This window comes from Streptomyces sp. NK08204 (assembly GCF_020400585.1).
In the GTDB taxonomy this organism is placed as follows: domain Bacteria; phylum Actinomycetota; class Actinomycetes; order Streptomycetales; family Streptomycetaceae; genus Streptomyces.
Genome location: NZ_JAINVF010000005.1, coordinates 257708 through 277387 on the forward strand (window position 1 = coordinate 257708; position 19680 = coordinate 277387).

Annotated in this window: 20 protein-coding genes and 1 riboswitch; of the genes, 10 read left to right on the plus strand and 10 right to left on the minus strand. The window is 68.7% G+C overall.

Features of this window, described 5'->3' with window-relative positions; all coding sequences use genetic code 11:
• Window positions 1-5 precede the first annotated feature (5 nt).
• Entirely contained in the window at window positions 6-452 is a 447-nt protein-coding gene (gene rplI, locus K7G59_RS10825; protein WP_225832739.1) for a 50S ribosomal protein L9, read from the plus strand.
• 109 nt (window positions 453-561) lie between these two features.
• On the opposite strand, the gene K7G59_RS10830 is transcribed toward rplI, so the two are convergent.
• The gene (locus tag K7G59_RS10830; protein ID WP_225832741.1) at window positions 562-1899 is read right to left on the minus strand and encodes an MATE family efflux transporter; all 1338 of its coding nucleotides are present in this window, start codon (window positions 1897-1899) and stop codon (window positions 562-564) included.
• Between the two features lie 480 nt (window positions 1900-2379).
• Here K7G59_RS10830 and dnaB point away from each other — a divergent pair, with 480 nt between their 5' ends.
• Both dnaB and K7G59_RS10840 read left to right on the plus strand, forming a co-directional pair.
• Window positions 2380-3858, plus strand: a complete 1479-nt coding sequence (gene dnaB, locus K7G59_RS10835; RefSeq protein WP_225832743.1) for a replicative DNA helicase — start codon at window positions 2380-2382, stop codon at window positions 3856-3858.
• Between the two features lie 58 nt (window positions 3859-3916).
• Complete coding sequence (locus K7G59_RS10840; RefSeq protein ID WP_225832745.1) at window positions 3917-5305, plus strand: serine hydrolase; 1389 nt, start codon at window positions 3917-3919, stop codon at window positions 5303-5305.
• Window positions 5306-5364: 59 nt separating this feature from the next.
• On the opposite strand, the gene K7G59_RS10845 is transcribed toward K7G59_RS10840, so the two are convergent.
• Window positions 5365-5817, minus strand: a complete 453-nt coding sequence (locus K7G59_RS10845; protein ID WP_225832747.1) for a GNAT family N-acetyltransferase — start codon at window positions 5815-5817, stop codon at window positions 5365-5367.
• Between the two features lie 9 nt (window positions 5818-5826).
• Window positions 5827-6294, minus strand: a complete 468-nt coding sequence (locus K7G59_RS10850) for a MarR family winged helix-turn-helix transcriptional regulator (RefSeq protein WP_225832750.1) — start codon at window positions 6292-6294, stop codon at window positions 5827-5829.
• Window positions 6295-6436: 142 nt separating this feature from the next.
• On the opposite strand from K7G59_RS10850, the gene K7G59_RS10855 reads away from it, so the two are divergent.
• Window positions 6437-7642, plus strand: coding sequence for an MFS transporter (locus K7G59_RS10855; protein WP_225832752.1), 1206 nt, complete (start codon window positions 6437-6439; stop codon window positions 7640-7642).
• A 22-nt stretch (window positions 7643-7664) separates the two neighbouring features.
• Here the strand turns inward: K7G59_RS10855 and K7G59_RS10860 are convergent, their stop codons facing one another.
• On the minus strand, window positions 7665-8531 hold the full coding sequence (locus K7G59_RS10860; RefSeq protein ID WP_225832755.1) for a GNAT family N-acetyltransferase: 867 nt from the start codon (window positions 8529-8531) through the stop codon (window positions 7665-7667).
• A 149-nt stretch (window positions 8532-8680) separates the two neighbouring features.
• Between K7G59_RS10860 and K7G59_RS10865 the strand changes: the two genes are divergently transcribed.
• On the plus strand, window positions 8681-9313 hold the full coding sequence (locus tag K7G59_RS10865) for an HAD family phosphatase (protein ID WP_225832758.1): 633 nt from the start codon (window positions 8681-8683) through the stop codon (window positions 9311-9313).
• 708 nt (window positions 9314-10021) lie between these two features.
• Here the strand turns inward: K7G59_RS10865 and K7G59_RS10880 are convergent.
• The 4 genes from K7G59_RS10880 to K7G59_RS10895 form a co-directional block, all read right to left on the minus strand.
• Window positions 10022-10504 carry an NUDIX domain-containing protein gene (locus tag K7G59_RS10880; protein WP_225832760.1) on the minus strand — a complete coding sequence of 161 codons (483 nt, stop codon included), beginning with the start codon at window positions 10502-10504 and terminating at the stop codon, window positions 10022-10024.
• A 167-nt stretch (window positions 10505-10671) separates the two neighbouring features.
• On the minus strand, window positions 10672-11820 hold the full coding sequence (locus K7G59_RS10885; RefSeq protein WP_225832763.1) for a cystathionine gamma-lyase: 1149 nt from the start codon (window positions 11818-11820) through the stop codon (window positions 10672-10674).
• Window positions 11817-12311, minus strand: a complete 495-nt coding sequence (locus K7G59_RS10890) for a low molecular weight protein-tyrosine-phosphatase (protein WP_225832765.1) — start codon at window positions 12309-12311, stop codon at window positions 11817-11819. The genes K7G59_RS10885 and K7G59_RS10890 overlap by 4 nt, the downstream gene beginning before the upstream one ends.
• Window positions 12312-12318: 7 nt before the next feature.
• A complete protein-coding gene (locus tag K7G59_RS10895) occupies window positions 12319-12696 on the minus strand; it encodes a phage holin family protein (RefSeq protein WP_225832767.1) in 378 nt (125 codons plus the stop codon).
• A 58-nt stretch (window positions 12697-12754) separates the two neighbouring features.
• Here K7G59_RS10895 and K7G59_RS10900 point away from each other — a divergent pair, with 58 nt between their 5' ends.
• The 5 genes from K7G59_RS10900 (at window position 12755) to thiC (ending at window position 17191) form a co-directional block, all read left to right on the plus strand.
• Entirely contained in the window at window positions 12755-13072 is a 318-nt protein-coding gene (locus tag K7G59_RS10900; protein ID WP_225832770.1) for a cupin domain-containing protein, read from the plus strand.
• A 141-nt stretch (window positions 13073-13213) separates the two neighbouring features.
• Complete coding sequence (locus K7G59_RS10905) at window positions 13214-13426, plus strand: DUF5326 family protein (RefSeq protein WP_225832772.1); 213 nt, start codon at window positions 13214-13216, stop codon at window positions 13424-13426.
• 197 nt (window positions 13427-13623) lie between these two features.
• Complete coding sequence (locus K7G59_RS10910) at window positions 13624-14505, plus strand: IclR family transcriptional regulator (RefSeq protein ID WP_263976127.1); 882 nt, start codon at window positions 13624-13626, stop codon at window positions 14503-14505.
• Between the two features lie 99 nt (window positions 14506-14604).
• On the plus strand, window positions 14605-15042 hold the full coding sequence (locus K7G59_RS10915) for an SsgA family sporulation/cell division regulator (protein ID WP_225832776.1): 438 nt from the start codon (window positions 14605-14607) through the stop codon (window positions 15040-15042).
• Window positions 15043-15222: 180 nt separating this feature from the next.
• Window positions 15223-15402, plus strand: a riboswitch (TPP riboswitch).
• Window positions 15395-17191 carry a phosphomethylpyrimidine synthase ThiC gene (gene thiC / locus K7G59_RS10920; RefSeq protein ID WP_225832779.1) on the plus strand — a complete coding sequence of 599 codons (1797 nt, stop codon included), beginning with the start codon at window positions 15395-15397 and terminating at the stop codon, window positions 17189-17191. Its footprint overlaps the riboswitch before it by 8 nt.
• Window positions 17192-17337: 146 nt before the next feature.
• Here thiC and K7G59_RS10925 read toward each other — a convergent pair whose 3' ends face one another.
• Both K7G59_RS10925 and K7G59_RS10930 read right to left on the minus strand, forming a co-directional pair.
• Window positions 17338-18210 carry a hypothetical protein gene (locus K7G59_RS10925; protein WP_225832782.1) on the minus strand — a complete coding sequence of 291 codons (873 nt, stop codon included), beginning with the start codon at window positions 18208-18210 and terminating at the stop codon, window positions 17338-17340.
• A gap of 181 nt (window positions 18211-18391) precedes the next feature.
• Window positions 18392-19474 carry a metallophosphoesterase gene (locus K7G59_RS10930; RefSeq protein ID WP_225832785.1) on the minus strand — a complete coding sequence of 361 codons (1083 nt, stop codon included), beginning with the start codon at window positions 19472-19474 and terminating at the stop codon, window positions 18392-18394.
• Between the last annotated feature and the right edge of the window lie 206 nt (window positions 19475-19680).

Sequence of the window (19680 nt, forward strand, 5' to 3'; positions counted from 1 at the left end):
GACTCATGAAGATCATCCTCACCCACGAGGTTTCCGGCCTCGGTGCCGCGGGCGACGTCGTCGACGTCAAGGACGGTTACGCTCGCAACTACCTGATCCCGCGGAAGTTCGCTATCCGCTGGACCAAGGGTGGCGAGAAGGACGTCGAGCAGATCCGCCGCGCCCGCAAGATCCACGAGATCCAGACCATCGAGCAGGCCAACGCTGTGAAGGCCCAGCTCGAGGGTGTCAAGGTCCGCCTGGCCGTTCGCTCCGGCGACGCCGGTCGTCTCTTCGGTTCCGTCACCCCGGCCGACATCGCCTCCGCGATCAAGGCTTCCGGTGGCCCCGAGGTCGACAAGCGCCGCATCGAGCTGGCCGCCCCGATCAAGACCCTGGGCGCCCACGACACCTCCGTGCGTCTGCACCCCGAGGTTGCCGCCAAGGTCAGCATCGAGGTCGTCGCGGCCTGACGCTGCGCTCGGCTTGAGCAGTCCTGAAAGGGGCCGCACCCTCACCGGTGTGGCCCCTTTCGCATGGCTCGTGTTTCACGTGAAACGCTGACTGTTTCACGTGAAACGGTCAGCGCGTCGCACCCGTCACGATCCAGCGGCCCGAGCGGCTCCGCAGCCACAGGGTCAGCATGCGAACGGTCATCATCAGTGTCATCGCCACCCAGAGCGCGGTGAGTCCCCCGCCCAGGGCGGGCACGAGCAGGGCCAGCGGTGCGAAGACGGCCAGCGTGACGACCATGGCCCCGGCCAGGTACGGCCCGTCGCCCGCCCCCATCAGGACGCCGTCCAGGACGAAGACGATTCCGCAGACCGGCTGGGAGAGCGCAACCATGAGCAGTGCAGGCAGCGCCGCGTCCTCGACTCCGGAGTCGTTGGTGAACAGCGGAAGGAAGAGTGGCCGTGCCGCTATGACGAGCAGGCCGAGTGCTGCACCGGTGGCGATGCCCCACTGGACCATGCGACGGCATGCCTCGCGAGCACCTTGGGCATCGCCCGCACCGAGGTAGCGGCCGATGATCGCCTGCCCTGCGATCGCGATGGCGTCGAGGACGAACGCCAGCAGGCTCCACAGGGACAGAATGATCTGGTGGGCGGCGATGTCGGCATCCCCGAGGCGTGCAGCGACGGCCGTGGCGATCAGCAGAATCGCCCGCAGTGAGAGGGTCCGGACGAGCAGCGGAACGCCGGCCTGTGCGGAGGCGCGGATACCGGCGGCGTCCGGGCGCAGGGAAGCCCCGTGCCGACGAGCCCCGCGGACGACCACGTTCAGGTAGACGGCCGCCATGCCGCACTGCGCTATGACGGTGCCCCAGGCCGAGCCCGCGATGCCGAGTCCGGCGCCGTAGACGAGCCCCGCGTTGAGAGCAGCGTTGGCGAGGAAGCCGGTGATGGCGACGTAGAGCGGGGTTCTGGTGTCCTGCAGACCGCGGAGTACACCGGTGGCGGCGAGGACGATGAGCATGGCCGGGATCCCCAGCGCGGAGATCCGCAGGTACGTCGTGGCGTAGGGGGCCGCGGTCGCGGAAGAGCCGAAGAGGTCCACGATGCCAGGGGCCAGGGGGAGTGCGACGGCGATGACGGCGGCGCCAAGGAGTAGGGCCAGCCAGATGCCGTCCATGCCCTGGCGGATGGCCGAAGGGAGATCACCGGCGCCGACACGCCGGGCCACGGCAGCCGTGGTCGCGTAGGCGAGAAAAACGAAGACGCTCACGGCGGTGCTGAGGAGGGCCGACGCCACACCGAGACCGGCGAGCTGGGCGGTCCCCAGATGGCCGACGATCGCACTGTCCGCCATGACGAAGAGGGGCTCGGCGACGAGTGCGCCGAAGGCCGGGACGGCCAGCGCGACGATCTCTCGGTCGTGCCGGCGCCGGGTGGCCTTGGGTATCGCGGGAGCCTGTGTCATGAGCACCAATCTAATCGTCCACAGGTAAGAGACGCAATCCAGTATTGACCCTTACTCTCTGTCTGTGTGCGGATGCTTTCGCGTGGCGTTCGAAGCGATCTTGGCCCGACTGGGGAAGTTTTTCTTCTGCACAGCCGGTGGACGTTGAACTTGCAGGTCAGAGCGTTTCGATGGCCGGGATCGAGGTCTTGTTCACAGGGCTGTCCACTGGGTCGTGCACAGGTTTCGGGGGGTTCTCCACAGCATCCGGGCCGTCGTCCACATGCCCTGTGGATAACCAGATTGGCTGACGGTGCGGAGGGGCCTACCGTTGTCCGGCGCCCGCTCCTTCCCCGGGCCCGGGAGACGTCTGTTCCAGGGCTTGGGAAACGTCATAAATCCGACGCCGGAACCGGAGTTGGGCCTCTCGATTTGTCAGTGCCGTGCCGTACAAAAGAGGGCACGGCGAGGTCCGCCGTGCGGACGGGAGGAGGTGGCTCGGTGAGCATTTCCGAGCCCTTGGACGATCCGTGGGCCGACAGCGGACCCAGTGATCGTCTGCCCGCCTCCCGCCGGCGTGGCGACGTGGGCCGGGTTCGTGACGAGCAGCACGACCGGGGCCGGGAGAACGGCGCCTGGGACGGCGGGGGTTCCGCCTTCGAGCGGGTGCCGCCGCAGGATCTCGACGCCGAGCAGTCCGTGCTGGGCGGCATGCTGCTCTCCAAGGACGCCATCGCCGACGTCGTGGAGATCCTCAAAGGCCACGACTTCTATAAGCCCGCCCACGAGACGATCTATCAGGCGATCCTCGACGTCTACGCGAAGGGTGAGCCGGCCGATCCGATCACCATCGCCGCCGAACTGACCAAGCGCGGCGAGATCAACAAAGTCGGTGGCGCGGCGTATCTGCACAGCCTCGTCCAGACCGTGCCGACGGCGGCCAACGCCGAGTACTACGCGGAGATCGTCCGCGAGCGCGCCGTCCTGCGGCGCCTGGTCGAGGCCGGCACACGTATCACGCAGATGGGATACGCAGCCGACGGCGACGTCGACGAGATCGTCAACAGCGCCCAGGCCGAGATCTACGCCGTCACCGAGCAGCGCACCAGCGAGGACTACCTTCCGCTCGGCGACATCATGGAAGGTGCGCTGGACGAGATCGAGGCGATCGGCTCGCGCAGCGGCGAGATGACGGGTGTGCCCACCGGGTTCACGGACTTCGACTCCTTGACCAATGGCCTGCACCCGGGCCAGATGATCGTCATCGCGGCCCGTCCCGCCATGGGTAAGTCCACCCTCGCACTGGACTTCGCCCGCGCCGCCTCGATCAAGCACAACCTCCCCAGTGTGATCTTCTCCCTCGAAATGGGGCGCAACGAGATCGCGATGCGTCTGCTGTCCGCCGAGGCACGGGTGGCCCTGCATCACATGCGGTCCGGCACGATGACCGACGAGGACTGGACGCGACTGGCCCGCCGGATGCCGGACGTCTCGGCGGCTCCGCTCTACATCGACGACTCTCCGAACCTGTCGATGATGGAGATCCGCGCCAAGTGCCGGCGTCTGAAGCAGCGCAACGACCTGAAGCTGGTCGTCATCGACTACCTCCAGCTGATGCAGTCCGGCGGCTCCAGGCGAGCCGAGAGCCGTCAGCAGGAGGTCTCGGACATGTCCCGTAACCTCAAGCTGCTCGCCAAGGAGCTGGAGATCCCGGTCATCGCGCTTTCCCAGCTCAACCGTGGTCCCGAGCAGCGCACCGACAAGAAGCCGATGGTCTCCGACCTGCGTGAGTCCGGCTCCATCGAGCAGGACGCCGACATGGTCATCCTGTTGCACCGCGAGGACGCCTACGAGAAGGAGTCCCCGCGCGCGGGCGAGGCCGACCTGATCGTGGCCAAGCACCGAAACGGTCCGACGGCGACGATCACGGTCGCCTTCCAGGGCCACTACTCCCGCTTCGTGGACATGGCACAGACCTGATCCGGCCGTGCCGGGTGAAGGATTCGACGTGGCGCGTTCCACCGACTGGACTGTGCCCATGACGACATTTCAGGAAGAGTTGCTTCCGGCGACCCGGCGGGCGTTGCTGCACCGGATCGCCGTGGCACAGGCCGAAGGACGGGCGCCTTCGGTGGTCGCCGCGGTCGTGCGGGGCGGGCGTGCCGTGTGGCACGGAGCGCGGACCTCGGTGGACGGGCACGGACCGGACGAGAACGTGCAGTACCGGATCGGGTCGATCACCAAGACCTTCACGGCCGTACTGGTCCTGCGGCTGCGCGACGAGGGTCTGCTCGAGCTCGGCGATCAGCTGGAGAAGCATCTGCCGGGTACCGGGGCGGGCGAGGCGACGATCGCCGAACTGCTTGCGCACACCGGGGGGTTGGCGGCCGAATCGCCCGGCCCCTGGTGGGAGCGGACCCCGGGCTCGCTGCGGCCCGAGCTGAGTGATGTCCTCGGTAAGAAGCCCCTCCTGCATCCCGTCGGCCGTCGGCACCACTACTCCAACCCCGGTTACACGCTGCTGGGCGCGCTGGTCGAAGAACTGCGCGGGGCGCCCTGGGAGGACGTGCTGCACAGGGAGGTGCTCGAACCGCTCGGCCTGCACCGGACCAGCGCCCAGCCGCAGGCGCCGCACGCGGGTGGCTGGGCGGTGCATCCCTGGGCCGACGTGCTGCTGCCCGAACCGCTGGAGGATCTCGGCCGGATGGCCCCCGCCGGCCAGCTGTGGTCGACCACCGGGGACCTTGCGCGGTTCGCCGCGTTCCTGGCCGCAGGGGACGACCGGGTGCTGAGCGTGGAGTCGGTGCGGCAGATGCGGACACCCGCGGCGCCTGCCGAGGCGGCGGACGTGGTGGACGGCATCACCTACGGCCTCGGCATGCAGGTGCAGCATCGTGACGGAAGGCTCCTCTTCGGGCACTCCGGCTCGCTACCGGGCTTCCTCGCGAACCTCACCGTCAGTGTGGAGGACGACGTGGCGGCGGTGGTGCTGGCCAACTGCACCAGTGGTCCGCTGCTGGGATCGGTGGGTGCCGACCTGGTCCGTATCGTCGCCGAGGCGGAACCGCGTATCCCCGAGCCGTGGCGGCCACTGCGGGAGGCTGACCCGATGGTCCTGGAGTTGGCGGGGCAGTGGTACTGGGGCACCCACGCCTTCGGCCTGCGGGTGACGGCCGACGGCCTGATCTCCCTGGGGCCGCTGACCGGTGGTGGCCGCCGGTCACGCTTCCGCTCGAACGGCGACGGCACTTGGACGGGCCTGGAGGGCTACTACGCGGGAGAGCTGTTGCGGCCTGTACGAGGCCAGGACGGGTCCGTGCGCCACCTCGACCTCGGTTCCTTCGTGTTCACCCGGCAGCCGTACGAGGAGGGAGCCGGCGTGCCTGGTGGAGTGGACCCGAAGGGATGGCGAGGGATCGCGGACTAGCCGGTCCCTGACGGCGCCGGGGTGGGTGTTTCACGTGAAACACCCACCCCGGGTACCTTTCAGAGCTGGAGCTTGAAGCCCACGTGCGAGGCGGTGAAGCCGAACCGCTCGTAGAAACGGTGGGCGTCCGTGCGGCTGCTGTCGGAGGTCAGCTGGACCAACTGACACTTCTGCCGCCGGGATTCCTCGATCGCCCACTCGATGAACTGTGTGCCCAGGCCATTGCCACGTTCGTCGGCGTGTACGCGTACGCCTTCGATGATCGAGCGGGTCGCTCCCTTGCGTGAGAGCCCGGGGATGATCGTGAGCTGGAGCGTTCCGACCACGCGGTCCCCACGGACGGCGACCACGAGACGCTGGTTCGGGTCCGCGCTCAACCGCTGCAGCGCTGCCCGATACGGCGCCATGTCATCAGGGGACTCACGCTGGGAGCCCAGCGGGTCGTCGGCGAGCAGAGCGACGATCGCCGGGAGGTCGTCGGCGGTTGCGCTCCGTATTTCAAGATCTCCCATGGCCGCACCTTATGCGGTCACGTTCAGGGACTCCACGACCCGGACCAGCGGGGCCAGTTCAGGGTTTCTGGCCGCCTCGTCCAGGGCCTCGCGCAGGGCGGTGTCGTTGGTGGGCCGCGCCTCCTGCAGCAGGTGGAGGCCTGCCTCTGTGACGTTCGTGTAGATGCCGCGACGGTCCGTGGGGCACAGATAGCGCTCCAGCAGGCCGCGGTCCTCCAGCCGGGTCACCAGCCGGGTGGTGGCGCTCTGGCTGAGGACGACCGCGTCGGCGACCTGCTTCATCTGCAGATGCCCGCCGTCGCCGTCGTGCTGCCGGCTGAGCACGTCGAGGAGGGAGTACTCGCGCACGCTCAGATCGTGCTTCGCCTGCAGGGCGCGCTCGATGTGCGCCTCGATCCTTCCGTGCAGCAGAGAGAGGGCGCACCAGCCCTGGGCGAGGGCGGTGAGTGCGGGGTCCGTGGGGTCCGTCGCTGTCATTGGCGTTCTTCCTCCGTCCCGGAGCGGCTGGATCCAGGGTAGGCCACGGCCGCACTAGTCAGCTGTTGCGTATAGCCCGCGTATGCAATTAATGTAGAGGAGCGAAACGAGCTTATGCAATCATCTGGGAAGGTGTACCCCCATGCCTCTCGCGCTTCTGGCCCTCGCGATCGGGGCCTTCGGCATCGGCACGACCGAGTTCGTGATCATGGGCTTGCTGCCCGAGGTCGCGGGTGACTTCGGCGTGTCCATCCCCACCGCAGGTCTCCTCGTGACCGGCTATGCCCTGGGCGTGGTGATCGGCGCCCCGCTGATGACCGTGCTAGGCACCAAGGTCCCGCGCAAGCGGATGCTGATGCTGCTGATGGGCCTGTTCATCGCGGGAAACCTGCTCTCCGCCGTGGCCCCCACCTTTGCGACCATGCTGATCGGACGGGTGGTCGCCTCCCTCGCCCACGGCGCCTTCTTCGGCATCGGCTCGGTCGTCGCGGCCGAGTTGGTGGCCCCGGACAAGAAGGCCGGAGCCATCGCGACGATGTTCACGGGACTGACCGTCGCCAACGTCGTCGGCGTCCCGCTGGGCACGCTCATCGGGCAGACCGTCGGCTGGCGCGTCACCTTCGGCATCGTCGCAGCCCTCGGCGTCGCCGGCCTTGCCGGCATCGCCAGACTGGTGCCGGAGGTGCCCCGGCCGCAGGGCGTGCACCTGCGCCATGAACTGGCCGCCTTCAAGAACACCCAGGTCCTGCTTGCCATGGCGATGACCGTCCTCGGCTTCGGCGGCGTCTTCGCGGCCATCACCTACGTAGCGCCGATGATGACGCACGTCGCCGGCTTCGCCGATGGCTCGGTCACCTGGCTGCTGGTCCTGTTCGGTCTCGGCATGGTCGGCGGCAACCTCGTCGGCGGCAAGTTCGCTGACCGGGCCCTGATGCCGATGCTGTACGTGTCCTTGGGCGCTCTGGCCGTCGTCCTCGCGCTTTTCACACTCACCGCGCACAACAAGATCGCGGCGGCCGTCACCATCGCGTTGATCGGTGCCCTCGGCTTCGCGACCGTCCCCCCGCTGCAGAAGCGCGTCCTCGACCAGGCGCACGGTGCCCCGACACTCGCCTCGGCCGTGAACATCGGCGCCTTCAACCTGGGCAACGCCCTCTCCGCCTGGCTCGGCGGCATCGTCATCGCGGCCGGTTTCGGCTACACCGCCCCGAACTGGGTCGGTGCCGCCCTGGCCGCCACCGCTCTGCTCCTCGCCGTCCTCTCGGCCGCTCTGGAGCGCCGGGAGGGCACGCCCAGCACCGTGGTGGCCTCCGGCGGCACCGGTCAGCGGACGCCCGTCCACCACTGAGCCCTCTCGAGGGCACGGCTGCTCAGCCCGCCGCAACCGTCAGTGGCGCGAACCGCCGCGTCCAGTCGCCCGGCAGGTCGGTGATGCCATAGGTCATGACCGAGTTGAAGGCCACGGATGCCAGGCCCCGCTCCTTGACCCAGGTCAGCAGTTCCTCGTGGCGTACGTCGATGTCGGTGCGCAGCGGGCGGTCCGTATGTGCGGCGAGCGAGGTGATGAGGGCCTTGGCGGTCTCCGTGTCACGGGCGATCAGCGGACCGACGACGTGGGTGTCCATGTTGGGCCACGCGGCGGCGTACCCGACGAGCCGGCCGCCGTCCTCGGCCACGTGCAGCCGGTCGGCGAATGCGGGCAGCCGGGCGATGAGGGGTGTCCGGTCGGCGCCGAACACCTCCTCGTCGAGGCGGAGGATCGAGGAGAGATCCTCCGCGGTGGCGGCGCGTGTCGCGACCCCGGACTGCGGGCCCGCAGTAGTGAAGTGCCCGATCAGCATCTCCGCCCGGCCGGTGACCTTGAAGCCCAGCTCTTCGTAGAGCGGTCGCCCGTTGGGCGTGGCATGCAGGGTGAGCGGAGTGGTTCCCATGGCCGCCACGACGTGCCGCATCAAGCGTCGTCCGACGCCCTGGCGGGCGTGTCGTTCGGCCACCAGGACCATGCCGATCGCGCCGAGTTCCGGCCGTCCCCAGGTGCCGTACTCCGTGACCACGCATGCGGCGACAAGGCCGCCGTCGGGATCGTCGATGCCGTAACCCTTGCCGGCGCTGAGGAGGAAGCCCCACTTGTGCTCCTCGCGCGGCCACCTCCGGTCCTCGGACAAGTCGGCGCAGGCGGTGAGATCGCGGAGCGTCAGGCGGCGAATGGGCAGGTGAGCGAGGGAAGGAGTCGGCACGCAGGCCAGGCTGTCCGAACGGCACCCCCGGCGTCCACCTGTTTCGCCACAGACGCAGGTGCTTTTGGTCATGTCGTGGCCGTTCTCACAGGTCATGGGCAACTGCGAGCGTTTCACGTGAAACACGGCTGCGCCCTAGCCTCGGGCCCATGACGAGACTTCATCTCTTCGACCTCGACGGCACGTTGCTGCACGGCACGACCGCTCCGGTGGAGATTTCCCGCCAGTTGGGCAGGGAGGCGGAGACGGTGGCACTGGACCGGGCGATAGCGGCGGGGAAGATAGGGCCCCCGGAGTACGCGACGCTGGTGTATGACCTGTGGGCGGACCTGACCGAGGAGCATGTGAGCGCCGCGTTCGAGGCGGCTCCCTGGCTGGCTCGGATCCGCGAAGTATGGGCGGAGATAAGACGGTCGGGCGAGTATTGCGCGGTGGTGTCCCTGTCGCCCTCGTTCTTCGTGGAACGACTTCTCGACTGGGGCGCACATGCAGCCTTCGGGTCGCGTTTCCCCGCCGTTCCGTTCACCGAACCCGTGGACCCCGCCGGAGTGCTCAGCGCCGCGGCCAAGGTGACCATCGCGGACCGGCTGTGCGAAGAGTTCGGTGTGACGCGCGCCGACTGTGTCGCGTATGGCGACTCCATGTCGGACAAGGACCTGTTCGCTGTCGTACCGGTTTCCGTGGCGGTCAATGCGGACGGGCATCTGGCCGGACTCGCGACGCATGCCTATACGGGACGTGATCTCTGGGATGCCTATGAACTCGCCTCAGAAAAACCTTAGTTGAGGGAACTCGCGGTTCGTCCCTTCGCTTTCTCTGCAACGGGGCAAGAGGGGACCTCGTGTCTGGGGGGGGGAGCAGGGCACGCAGCCTGAGTGTGGGGCGGGGGCGGCTGGTGCACGCCGCGCAAGGTGACATCGGCCCTGCCGCCGCGCTCCGGCGGCCCGACGGGGGCCGCTCCCGCACCTGAGCCCGTGCGGGTTTCAGCGCCGCACTGTGTCCTCGCCCAGCGGGTCGCGCCGCTGGGCGAGGAGGCCTCTCCCGACGCGATGCTCATTCGCCGGGCCATGGCCGAGACCGCCCCCGCCGCTGACAAGGTCACCTCGTGTGTTTCTACGCACTCCTCATGGTCCGCCGGCCCGGCCTGCGGTCCCTGTTCCCGGCGGCGATGGACACCCGGCGCGACCGGCCGGCCGCTGAAGGCGCTGCTCACCGCCACCGGGCAGATCGGCAACCCCCGTGTTCGTCGACACTTGCAAGAACCTGGGCCGCGGACGTGGCGCTCTATGGCCAGCGATGAGACCACGCTGGACGAGAATCAAGATTCACCGGAACAGCAGATCTATGGCTTCCTCCTGGTGCACCACGCCGTCCGGCAGCTGATGCACCAGAGCGCCCTGTGCGAGGGCCTGGACCCTGACCGCCTGTCCTTCACCCGGTCCCTGCGGATCGTGCGCCGCCAGGTCCCGGACCAGGCGGAGTCTCTGGTCCTAGCCGAGGTCGGGAGCGTGCATGGCGCGTACGCCCTCGATGTTGCCGTCCAGGTAGTGACGCAGCGACAGGGGGACGAGGTGGACGGAGGCGATGCCGACGCGGGTGAACGGAATGCGGACGATCTCGTACTCACCGGTCGGCTCGTCCACTTCGGGGCCGTGGCGCAGCGACGGGTCCATGGACTCCAGCCGGCAGACGAAGAAGTGCTGCACCTTCACGCCGGTCGCGCCGCCGTCTTCGCCGATGTGTTCCACCGTGTCCACGAAGCACGGCACCACATCGGTGATCTTGGCGCCGAGTTCCTCGTACACCTCACGGTGCAGGGCGTGCACGACGGTCGGGTCCTCGGGTTCGACTCCGCCACCGGGAGTGACCCAGTAGGGATCGACGCCGGGCTTGGTCCGCTTGATCAGAATCAGGTCGTCGCCGTCCAGGAGAACGGCACGGGCGGTGCGCTTGACCACGGGTCGGACGGTCATGGGAGAAATGTGGCCCCGCTGGTTCCACGTGAAACATGGCAAAACCGCAGTCGCACCAGCACGTGGGGTGAATGGCCGGGGAAGAAGCAGCGACTCGTGGACCTCGCCGACGCCCGGGTTCTCCAAGGTCCGCCGGGCGTCGGCGCGGGCGCGGGTGCGCCGTCTCGTCACTCGGCGGACTCGTCCAGGGCGCGCAGTACGTCGGCCACCAGGTCCTCCGGGTCCTCCGCACCGACGGACATGCGGATGAAGCCCTCCGGGACCGCGTCCCCGCCCCAGCGACGGCGCCGTTCGGCCGTGGAGCGCACCCCGCCGAAGCTTGTCGCGTCCTCCACCAGGCGCAGTGCCTGCAGGAAACGCTCGGCACGTGCGCGCGTGGGCAGTGTGAAGGAGACGACGCACCCATAGCGGCGCATCTGCCGCGAGGCGATCGCGTGCGAAGGGTCGTCAGACAGGCCCGGATAGCGCAGGCCGGACACCTCGGGACGTTCCCGCAGGGCCTCGGCGAGAACGCGGGCGGTGGCGTTCTGCCGGTCCACGCGCAGCTGGAGCGTGGCGATCGAGCGGTGCGCCAGCCAGGCCTCCATGGGCCCGGAGATCGCCCCCACGATCTTGCGCCAGCGGCGTACGGCCGTCATCGCTTCACCCGCGCGGCCGGCGACGTAGCCCAGCAGGACGTCCCCGTGACCCGTGAGCTGCTTGGTGCCGCTGGCCACGGAGAAGTCGGCGCCCAGCTCCAGCGGGCGCTGCCCGAGTGGTGTGGCGAGCGTGTTGTCGACAGCCACCAGGGCGCCACGTGCGTGTGCCGCCTCTACCAGGCGCCGGATGTCGCACACGTCCAGCCCCGGGTTCGACGGGGACTCGATCCACAGCAGCCGTGCCCCCTCGAGGACCTCCAGCTGGGCGTCCTGGCCGGTGGGCGCGGTGCGCACCTCGATGCCGTACGCCTGCAGCTGGGCGCCGACCAGCGGCAGCACCTGATAGCCGTCGGAGGGCAGGACGACCGCGTCTCCGGCGCGCAGCTGTGAGAACAGCACAGAGGAGATCGCCGCCATGCCGGAGGCGAACACCAGCGTCTCGACATCGTCCTGCCCGGGCGCCTCCAGCTCGCCGATGGCGTTCTCCAGCAACGTCCAGGTCGGGTTGTCGTCACGGCCGTAGGAGTACGGCCCCGTCACCTCGCCGGGCAGGTGGAAGTGGGCGGCGAAGACCGGTCCGGGCAGCGTCGGCTCGTGCTTGACCGGCTCGGGCAGTCCCGCCCGTACGGCGCGCGTGCCGTCGCCGACGCGGCCCGCGTTCTCCTTGGCGTCGCTCATGCGGCCCGTCCTTCCACCTGTTCCCGTACCGCGGCGAGCAGACCGGTGCTCGCCGCCTCCACCATCTCAAGGCACTCCTCGAAGCCGTCACGGCCCCCGTAGTACGGGTCCGGCACGTCGAGCCCGTCGTCGCCTGCCGAGGGGTCGTAGGAGCGCAGCAGACGGACCTTGCGCGCGTCCTCATCGGTGGGCGCGAGGCGGCGCAGGGCCTTGAGGTGCCCGGCGTCGAGCGCTAGCACCAGGTCGAGGCGGGCGAACCAGGCCGGCTGGAACTGGCGGGCGATGTGCGCGGTGGCGTAGCCGTGCTCGTCGAGGACCGAGACGGTGCGCGGATCGGCGGCCTCGCCTTCGTGCCAGCCGCCGGTGCCGGCGCTGTCGACCTCGACCAGATCCTCCAGTCCGGCCTCCGCAACGCGCGAGCGGAAGACGGACTCGGCCATCGGGGAGCGGCAGATGTTGCCGGTGCACACGAAACAGACGCGGTAGCTCATCGTGTGCTCAGTCCTCGTCGGGCAGGAGGACGTGCAGCGCCCACGACACCACCGAGATGATCAGTCCGCCGAGGACGGCGGTCCAGAAGCCCTCCACGTGGAAGCCCAGGTGGAGCTTGCCGCACACCCAGGACGTCAGCAGCAGCATCAGTGCGTTGACGACCAGGGTGATCAGCCCCAGGGTCAGGATGAACAGCGGGAAGGTGAGCACCTTCACGATCGGCTTGACCACGGCGTTCACGACGCCGAAGACCAGTGCCACCAGTATCAGTGTGACGGCCTTCTTGCCTGTGTTGTCACCGGTAAGGGTGATCTTGTCGAGCAGCCATACGGCGACCGCCAGGGCGCCCGCGTTGGCAATCGTCTTGACTGCGAAATTCTTCATGTGTCTGATCGTGGCAGACCGGTGAGAAGCGAGCACTGAGACGAGGTCGGCAACGGTGATGAAGGCATTCCGGCTGGATGAACTGGAGGCGGAGCGCGCCGCGAACGAGGGCGCCTACCTGCAGTTTCTGCGGGAGCGGAACATGTCGGTCGGCCTGTACGCGCTGAACGCGGGCGAGCACGACCCGCAGAAGCCGCACAACCAGGACGAGGTGTACGTCGTCGTCAGCGGCCGGGCGTCGCTCACGGTCGGTCTGGAGACCACCCAGGTGGCCCGGGGCAGCGTGGTCTATGTGCCGGCCGGGGTGGCCCACAAGTTCCACCACATCAGTGAGGATCTGAGGGTTCTGGTCGTCTTCTCTCCGCCTGAGGCCTGAGCCCGGTCCTCGGGGTTCCCTAGGGGAAGGGTCAGGGGAGGACAAGGGACGCGAGAGCCCCGCAGGGCCCCCTTGCAGCCCTAGCATCGAGTGCAGACAGTGCGGAACACCTACGACGCACACGACGCAAAGGACGAGGCAATGCGAGAGATCTTCGCGGGACTTCCGTGGTGGGTGAAGTGGGTTGCGGTGCCGGTCATCGCCTTGGTCGTGTTCGGCAGCCTGATAGCGACCGTGGTCGGCTTCGTGATCGGCCTGCTCTTCAAGGCACTGATCTTCGTCGCCCTGGTCGGCGGACTGATCTACATCGTGCGCAAGTTCCTGTCGAACTCCTCGTCGCGCAGCGACTGGTGAGCAAACGCTGCGGAGCCGGTGCCCGTAACGGGTAGCCCCCGTTCCCTCGGGCGAGGGAAGTTTCCCCCGAGGCCGTCTGCACGCGGTGGTGGACGGTTAGAGTCCGGAACCTCCCCACGGGGTTCGGCCTCGTGGGCGGCGCCACCCCACCGTGCTCTTACTCGCACGGGCTGACCCTCCGCTTCGGGAGTGACCCCTTGGCCACGGTTGACACCGCACCCGCAGGACCCCACGCACCCCCGCCGCGTTCCTGCCCACCCCCCGTCCGCCGACCGCCAAGCCCGGCCGTCCCCGGACAACCGCGCTCCTCGGGCCTCCCGGAACCGCCCCCGGGCGCGACCCTCATCGGTTCCGTCCAGCGCGCGATGCGCCTGATGGAGACCGTGGCCCGGCACGAGTACGGCGCCCCCGCCAAGCAACTGGCCCGCGAGACCGGCCTCGCCCTGCCCACGGCCTACCACCTGCTGCGCACCCTCGTGCACGAGGGCTATCTGCGCCGTGAGAAGGGGTTGTTCTTCCTCGGTGACGCGGCAGAACGGCTGAGCAGCAGCAGTGCCCAGCAGAAACGTCGCAGCACGGTGGCCGACATGCTTGCGCACTGGCGCGATCGCATCGGTGCCCCGATGTACTACGCCCTGTACCGCGACGGTGAGATCGAGGTCATGTGCGTCTCCGACTCACGGCAGACCCCGGCCGTCGAGGAGTGGGCCGACTTCCGTGAGACGGGTCATGCGCATGCCGTCGGGCAGTGCCTGCTCTCCCAGCTGGACGAGGAGGCGCGCCGAGATCACCTCGCCCGTCACCCCGTGCAGGCCGTCACGCCGTACACCGTGCATGACAACCACACCCTGCTGCGGCGGCTGGCCCGTGTGCCGCGCATGGGGCCGGTGGTGGAGCGGCAGGAGTACGCGCTCGGGACGGTCTGTGCGGCGGTGCCGATCACGGTCGGGACGACGGCGGCGACCATGGCCATCTCGCTGCCGGTGCACGAGGCCGACCGGCTGTTGCCCGCGGCACAGCGGCTGCAGACCGAGATCGGGCGACATCTGGGAACACTCGCCCTCTCTATCAGTATGTGAAAACTCACTCCTTGTGATCTCCTGTGTGCATTCAGCAAGATTTGGGGATGGCCAAAGGGATCAATCCCGGCCAGTTGATGTCATATGACGGGATAGGCGATGCGCGAGTCCGTACAGGCAGAGGTCATGATGAGCTTTCTCGTGTCCGAGGAGCTCTCATTCCGGATTCCGGTGGAGTTGCACTACGAGGCCAGTGATCCCTATGCCGTGCGGCTCACCTTCCACCTGCCCGGCGATGCTCCGGTGACCTGGGCCTTCGGCCGTGAACTGCTGATCGACGGCGTCGGCCGGCCGTGCGGTGAGGGAGACGTGCATATCGCCCCAGCCGATACGGAGGCTCTGGGCGAGGTGCTGATCAGGCTTCAGGTCGGTGCCGACCACGCGCTGTTCCGCTCCTCGACGCCTCCGCTCGTGGCCTTCCTCGACCGTACGGACAAGCTCGTGCCGCTCGGTCAGGAGGGTGCGCTCGCCGATTTCGACGCCCACCTGGACGAGGCCCTGGACCGCATCCTGGCGGAGGAACAGAGCGCCGGCTGAAGCGTCATGGCACAGGGCGCCAGCGCTCCGCCGTGCAGCACGGAATGATGCAGGAACGGTTCTGCAGGGCGATTCGCCGTTCCCGCCGGGTGCCGCCGCGACATGCGCCCGCCCGATCTTCGCGGGAACACCGGGCCCCCTCTGTTCACCGCTCCCGGATTGCCGCTAGCGTGGAGGCACCTTTGCACACGCGGGAGCTCGGAGCACCGGGCTGAGAGGGCGCTGACCTCCGTATTCGCGATGTTTCACGTGGAACCTACCGAGGCTTCACGGGGAACCAGCGACTGACGGAAACCGCTGCGTCGACCGCCGAACCTGTTACCGGGTAATGCCGGCGTAGGGAGTAGGTCTCATGACCAACAAGGACGCACGCACGCCTGCCTCCACGCAGAACGCGACGAACGGGTCGTCGAACGGGGAGGCCGGGAAGTCCATCGGCTGGCACAAGGCGTACATCGAGGGCTCCCGCCCTGATCTGCGCGTGCCGGTTCGTCAGGTGCACCTCACCAACGGGCAGTCGGTCACGCTGTACGACACATCAGGCCCGTACACCGATCCACTCACCGACACCGACGTTCGTAGGGGACTTCCGCCGCTGCGGGAGAACTGGATCATCGCCCGCGGCGACACCGAGGAGTACGCGGGCCGGCCCGTCCGTCCGGAGGACGACGGGATCAAGCACACCGCGCCGCGCGGAGGGCTGCGCAACCTCGACGCCGTCTTCCCCGGACGCCCGCGCCAGCCGCGGCGCGGCCGTCCCGGCGAGGCGGTCACGCAGCTCGCATATGCGCGACGGGGCGAGATCACGCCTGAGATGGAGTTCGTGGCCGTCCGGGAGAACGTCTCGCCCGAGGTGGTCCGGGAGGAGATCGCGGCAGGCCGCGCGGTGCTGCCGGCCAATGTCAACCATCCGGAGATCGAGCCGATGATCATCGGCAAGCGGTTCCTGGTGAAGGTCAACGCCAACATCGGCAACTCCGCGGTGACTTCCTCCATCGAGGAGGAGGTCGAGAAGATGACCTGGGCGACCCGCTGGGGCGCCGACACGGTCATGGACCTCTCCACCGGCCGCAACATCCACACCACCCGCGAGTGGGTGCTGCGCAACTCGCCCGTACCCATCGGCACGGTGCCGCTCTACCAGGCCCTGGAAAAGGTCGACGGCAAGGCCGAGGAGCTGACCTGGGAGATCTACAAGGACACCGTGATCGAGCAGGCCGAGCAGGGCGTGGACTACATGACGGTCCACGCGGGCGTCCGGCTGCCGTACGTGCCGCTCACCGCCAACCGTAAGACCGGCATCGTCTCGCGCGGCGGCTCGATCATGGCTGCCTGGTGTCTGGCGCACCACAAGGAATCGTTCCTGTACGAGAACTTCGAGGAACTGTGCGAGATCCTCGCCGCCTACGACGTCACGTACTCGCTCGGTGACGGCCTCCGGCCGGGCTCGATCGCGGACGCCAACGACGCGGCGCAGTTCGCGGAGCTGCGCACCCTCGGGGAACTCAACCGGATCGCGAGGCGTTTCCATGTGCAGACGATGATCGAGGGCCCCGGTCACGTCCCGATGCACAAGATCAAGGAGAACATCGACCTTCAGCAGGAGATCTGTGATGAAGCTCCGTTCTATACGCTCGGCCCGCTGACCACGGACATCGCGCCGGCGTACGACCACATCACCTCCGGCATCGGTGCCGCGATGATCGCTTGGTGGGGTACGGCGATGCTCTGCTACGTCACGCCCAAGGAGCACTTGGGCCTGCCCAACCGTGACGACGTCAAGACCGGCGTCATCACCTACAAGATCGCCGCCCACGCGGCCGATCTCGCCAAGGGGCACCCGGATGCGCAGGCGTGGGACGACGCACTGTCCGACGCCCGCTTCGAGTTCCGGTGGGAGGACCAGTTCAACCTCGCACTGGACCCGGACACGGCACGGGAGTTCCACGACGAGACCCTGCCGGCCGAGCCCGCCAAGACGGCCCACTTCTGCTCGATGTGCGGGCCGAAGTTCTGCTCGATGAAGATCTCGCAGGACATTCGCCGCGAACACGGCGGCAGCCAGGCCGAGATCGAGGCGGGCATGGCTCAGAAGTCCCAGGAGTTCGCCGCGTCGGGCAACCGGGTCTATCTGCCCCTGGCCGACTGACGGCTGATCGACGGCCGACTGGCGGTCGGCTGACGGCCGGCTGACGCGGGCGTCGAAGGGTGGCTGTGCCCGGGTGACGGCGTCGGCCGGACACAGCTGGGCCGGCGACTGATGCGTCGGTCGGCCGACAGGCCGTGGCGAGCCGGCTATTCCGGCTGGTGCTCCGGGCCACCGAAGTCCGGGCTGGTGTAGTCGGGGCTGGTGAAGCTCGGCCGGCCGGACCCGGCGCCGTCGTCCGGGCTGCTGAAACCGGGGCGGTCGTAGCCCAGGCGCGGTATCCGGCCGGGCGGGGCGGGGCGGGCCGTGTGGTGCAGGGCCGCCGCGCCGGGCTGGGCGAGCGCGTCCCTCAGGAACGGCATGATGCCGCGCTCCAGCAGGGCGTCCCGCCACGCCTCTCTGGCCCTGGCTATCTTCTCGGCCGCCGCGTCGTGGCTCTCGCTGTCCGCCGAGGCGTTGTTGCGCAGTGCGGTGAGCAGCAGTCCGACGGCTGCGAGGAGGACCGAGGCCGCGGTCATGGCACCGAACACCCAGCCGGCGGTGAGCATGGTCCGGGCGAAGGTCTGCCGAGGGGCGAGCATCTTCAGGATGTACCCGACGAGCAGGAAGATCGTCGCAGCGGTTCCGGCGAGGACGGGGGCCAGCACGGCAATCACCGCGACGGCGCCCGCGCCGGTGCTCTCGGCGCCCTCGGCGGTTTCTGCGAGGGTGTCGGCGAGGTCCGTCCCGTCCGAAGCCGGTTCTGCGGCGCCGGAGGCGTCGGTGACCCGGGAGACGGACGGTGCCGGGTGGCGCAGTTCCTCGCGGACCTTCACGTAGTGGTGGTACTCGGTCGCCGCGGCGGCCGTGATGAGCGCGGTGGCGCTGAGCGCCATGGTGCGCAGTTGTTCGGCGTTGAGCCGCTGTCCGACAGCGGCCAGTTCCGGACGGTGTGGTGCGGAGCGCAGCGCCTCATCGAGGATCCGCTCGAATTCCTGGCGGTCCTCGCTCAGCAGGTGCTGCGGAACGCTGTTCATGTGCATCCCCCGATGCTCCGTAGGGCTTGGGGCTCGCACGCCGGCGAGCCGTCGGGCAGAAACGGAGGGGAGCCTGCTACGGATAAGCCGATGGTAGAGCCGTGACGGCGCGCGGTGACAGGGGATTGCCGGAAATTGAGTCACAGGCCTGTGCGCAGTTGCCGCTGAACACCCGCCCGCTGAACGGTCAGGTGTCCTGCGGAAGTTGCTCGACCAGCAGTTTTCCGGCCATGGTCACTCCGCCGTCCATGGCGATGGCGAGCCCGTCGGCGTAGACGTGCGGTCCCTCGACGACGGGGCCGGTGCCCTCCTCGCCGTCCTCGGAGCCGACTTCGCCGAGCAGGTAGGGAATGGGGCTGTGGCCGTGAACGACGCGGGTGCCGCCGTACGTATCGAGGAGGGAGCGTACGGCGTCGGCGCCGCCCTCGTCCCGGAAGGAGAAGCGCTTGGTGAACTTGCGGAACAGGTCCCAGCACTCGTCCGCGTCGTTGCGCGTGAGCGTCTCTCGGACGGTGTCGTTGACCGCCTCGATCGAGTCGCCGTAGTCGAGGTAGGCGGTGGTGTCGGAGTGCAGCAGCAGATAGCCGTCGACCTCCTCGACGGCGTCCAGGCGCGCCATCCACTGCAGGTGGTGGTCCTGGAGGCGGTCCATGTCCGTCTTCTGGCCGCCGTTGAGCAACCAGGCCGCCTGGAAGGTGGCGGTGCCCGCACCGGAGTTGACGGGCGTGTCGCCGAACCGCTTGGCGCCGAGCAGCAGCAGCTCGTGGTTGCCCATGAGGGCCTTGCAGTAGCCGCCGGCCGCGGCTGCCTCGGCGGACAGGCGCATCACCAGGTCGATGACGCCGATGCCGTCTGGGCCGCGGTCGGTGAAGTCGCCGAGGAACCACAGCCGGGTGGTGCCCGCGCACCACTGGCCCGAGGCGTCGATCAGCCCTTTGTCCTGCAGGGCCGCCACCAGTTCGTTGAGGTAGCCGTGGACGTCCCCGACGACGTACAGGGGGCCCTGGCCGGTCGCCGGCTGCGGCGCAGGGGCGGCGGTGGGGGCCGGGTCGACGGAGACCTGGAGTGTGTCACCGCGGTTGATGACGGGCAGGTCGCGCTGGGTGGGCGTGTAGCCGTCGGGGTACGCCTCCTCGGTGGGCGCGTCGGTGTTCCCAGGGTGGACGGCGTCCACGTACGGACCGGTCTCGTGGACGTAAGCGGGCACCCGGAAGTCGCGCAACGTCGCTGTCCGCTCCGCCTCCGGACCCTGACCGGCCCCCTGAGTCATTCGACCCCTCCACCATCGCGCCGCATCTGCACCGCTTCGGACTGTCTGGTCGAACGGCCCGCGGTGTCGTGGGCCCATCATAGGAATGCGCGTCGCGCCGTGTGATGACCCCGGGGCGGTGAATCGGAACAAGACTCCGGTGCACCGCGGCTTTCGCCCCGTTTGGGCAGGGCTTCGGCCAGGAACCGTCCGGCTGCGGGCCCCGT

Excerpts from the sequence above, each read along its gene's own strand:
- rplI (WP_225832739.1), top strand. The coding sequence starts at position 6 with ATGAAGATCATCCTCACCCACGAGGTTTCCGGCCTCGGTGCCGCGGGC.
- K7G59_RS10830 (WP_225832741.1), bottom strand. The coding sequence starts at position 1,899 with ATGACACAGGCTCCCGCGATACCCAAGGCCACCCGGCGCCGGCACGAC.
- K7G59_RS10840 (WP_225832745.1), top strand. The coding sequence starts at position 3,917 with ATGACGACATTTCAGGAAGAGTTGCTTCCGGCGACCCGGCGGGCGTTG.
- K7G59_RS10845 (WP_225832747.1), bottom strand. The coding sequence starts at position 5,817 with ATGGGAGATCTTGAAATACGGAGCGCAACCGCCGACGACCTCCCGGCG.
- K7G59_RS10850 (WP_225832750.1), bottom strand. The coding sequence starts at position 6,294 with ATGACAGCGACGGACCCCACGGACCCCGCACTCACCGCCCTCGCCCAG.
- K7G59_RS10855 (WP_225832752.1), top strand. The coding sequence starts at position 6,437 with ATGCCTCTCGCGCTTCTGGCCCTCGCGATCGGGGCCTTCGGCATCGGC.
- K7G59_RS10865 (WP_225832758.1), top strand. The coding sequence starts at position 8,681 with ATGACGAGACTTCATCTCTTCGACCTCGACGGCACGTTGCTGCACGGC.
- K7G59_RS10880 (WP_225832760.1), bottom strand. The coding sequence starts at position 10,504 with ATGACCGTCCGACCCGTGGTCAAGCGCACCGCCCGTGCCGTTCTCCTG.
- K7G59_RS10885 (WP_225832763.1), bottom strand. The coding sequence starts at position 11,820 with ATGAGCGACGCCAAGGAGAACGCGGGCCGCGTCGGCGACGGCACGCGC.
- K7G59_RS10890 (WP_225832765.1), bottom strand. The coding sequence starts at position 12,311 with ATGAGCTACCGCGTCTGTTTCGTGTGCACCGGCAACATCTGCCGCTCC.
- K7G59_RS10895 (WP_225832767.1), bottom strand. The coding sequence starts at position 12,696 with ATGAAGAATTTCGCAGTCAAGACGATTGCCAACGCGGGCGCCCTGGCG.
- K7G59_RS10900 (WP_225832770.1), top strand. The coding sequence starts at position 12,755 with ATGAAGGCATTCCGGCTGGATGAACTGGAGGCGGAGCGCGCCGCGAAC.
- K7G59_RS10905 (WP_225832772.1), top strand. The coding sequence starts at position 13,214 with ATGCGAGAGATCTTCGCGGGACTTCCGTGGTGGGTGAAGTGGGTTGCG.
- K7G59_RS10915 (WP_225832776.1), top strand. The coding sequence starts at position 14,605 with ATGCGCGAGTCCGTACAGGCAGAGGTCATGATGAGCTTTCTCGTGTCC.
- thiC (WP_225832779.1), top strand. The coding sequence starts at position 15,395 with ATGACCAACAAGGACGCACGCACGCCTGCCTCCACGCAGAACGCGACG.
- K7G59_RS10925 (WP_225832782.1), bottom strand. The coding sequence starts at position 18,210 with ATGCACATGAACAGCGTTCCGCAGCACCTGCTGAGCGAGGACCGCCAG.
- K7G59_RS10930 (WP_225832785.1), bottom strand. The coding sequence starts at position 19,474 with ATGACTCAGGGGGCCGGTCAGGGTCCGGAGGCGGAGCGGACAGCGACG.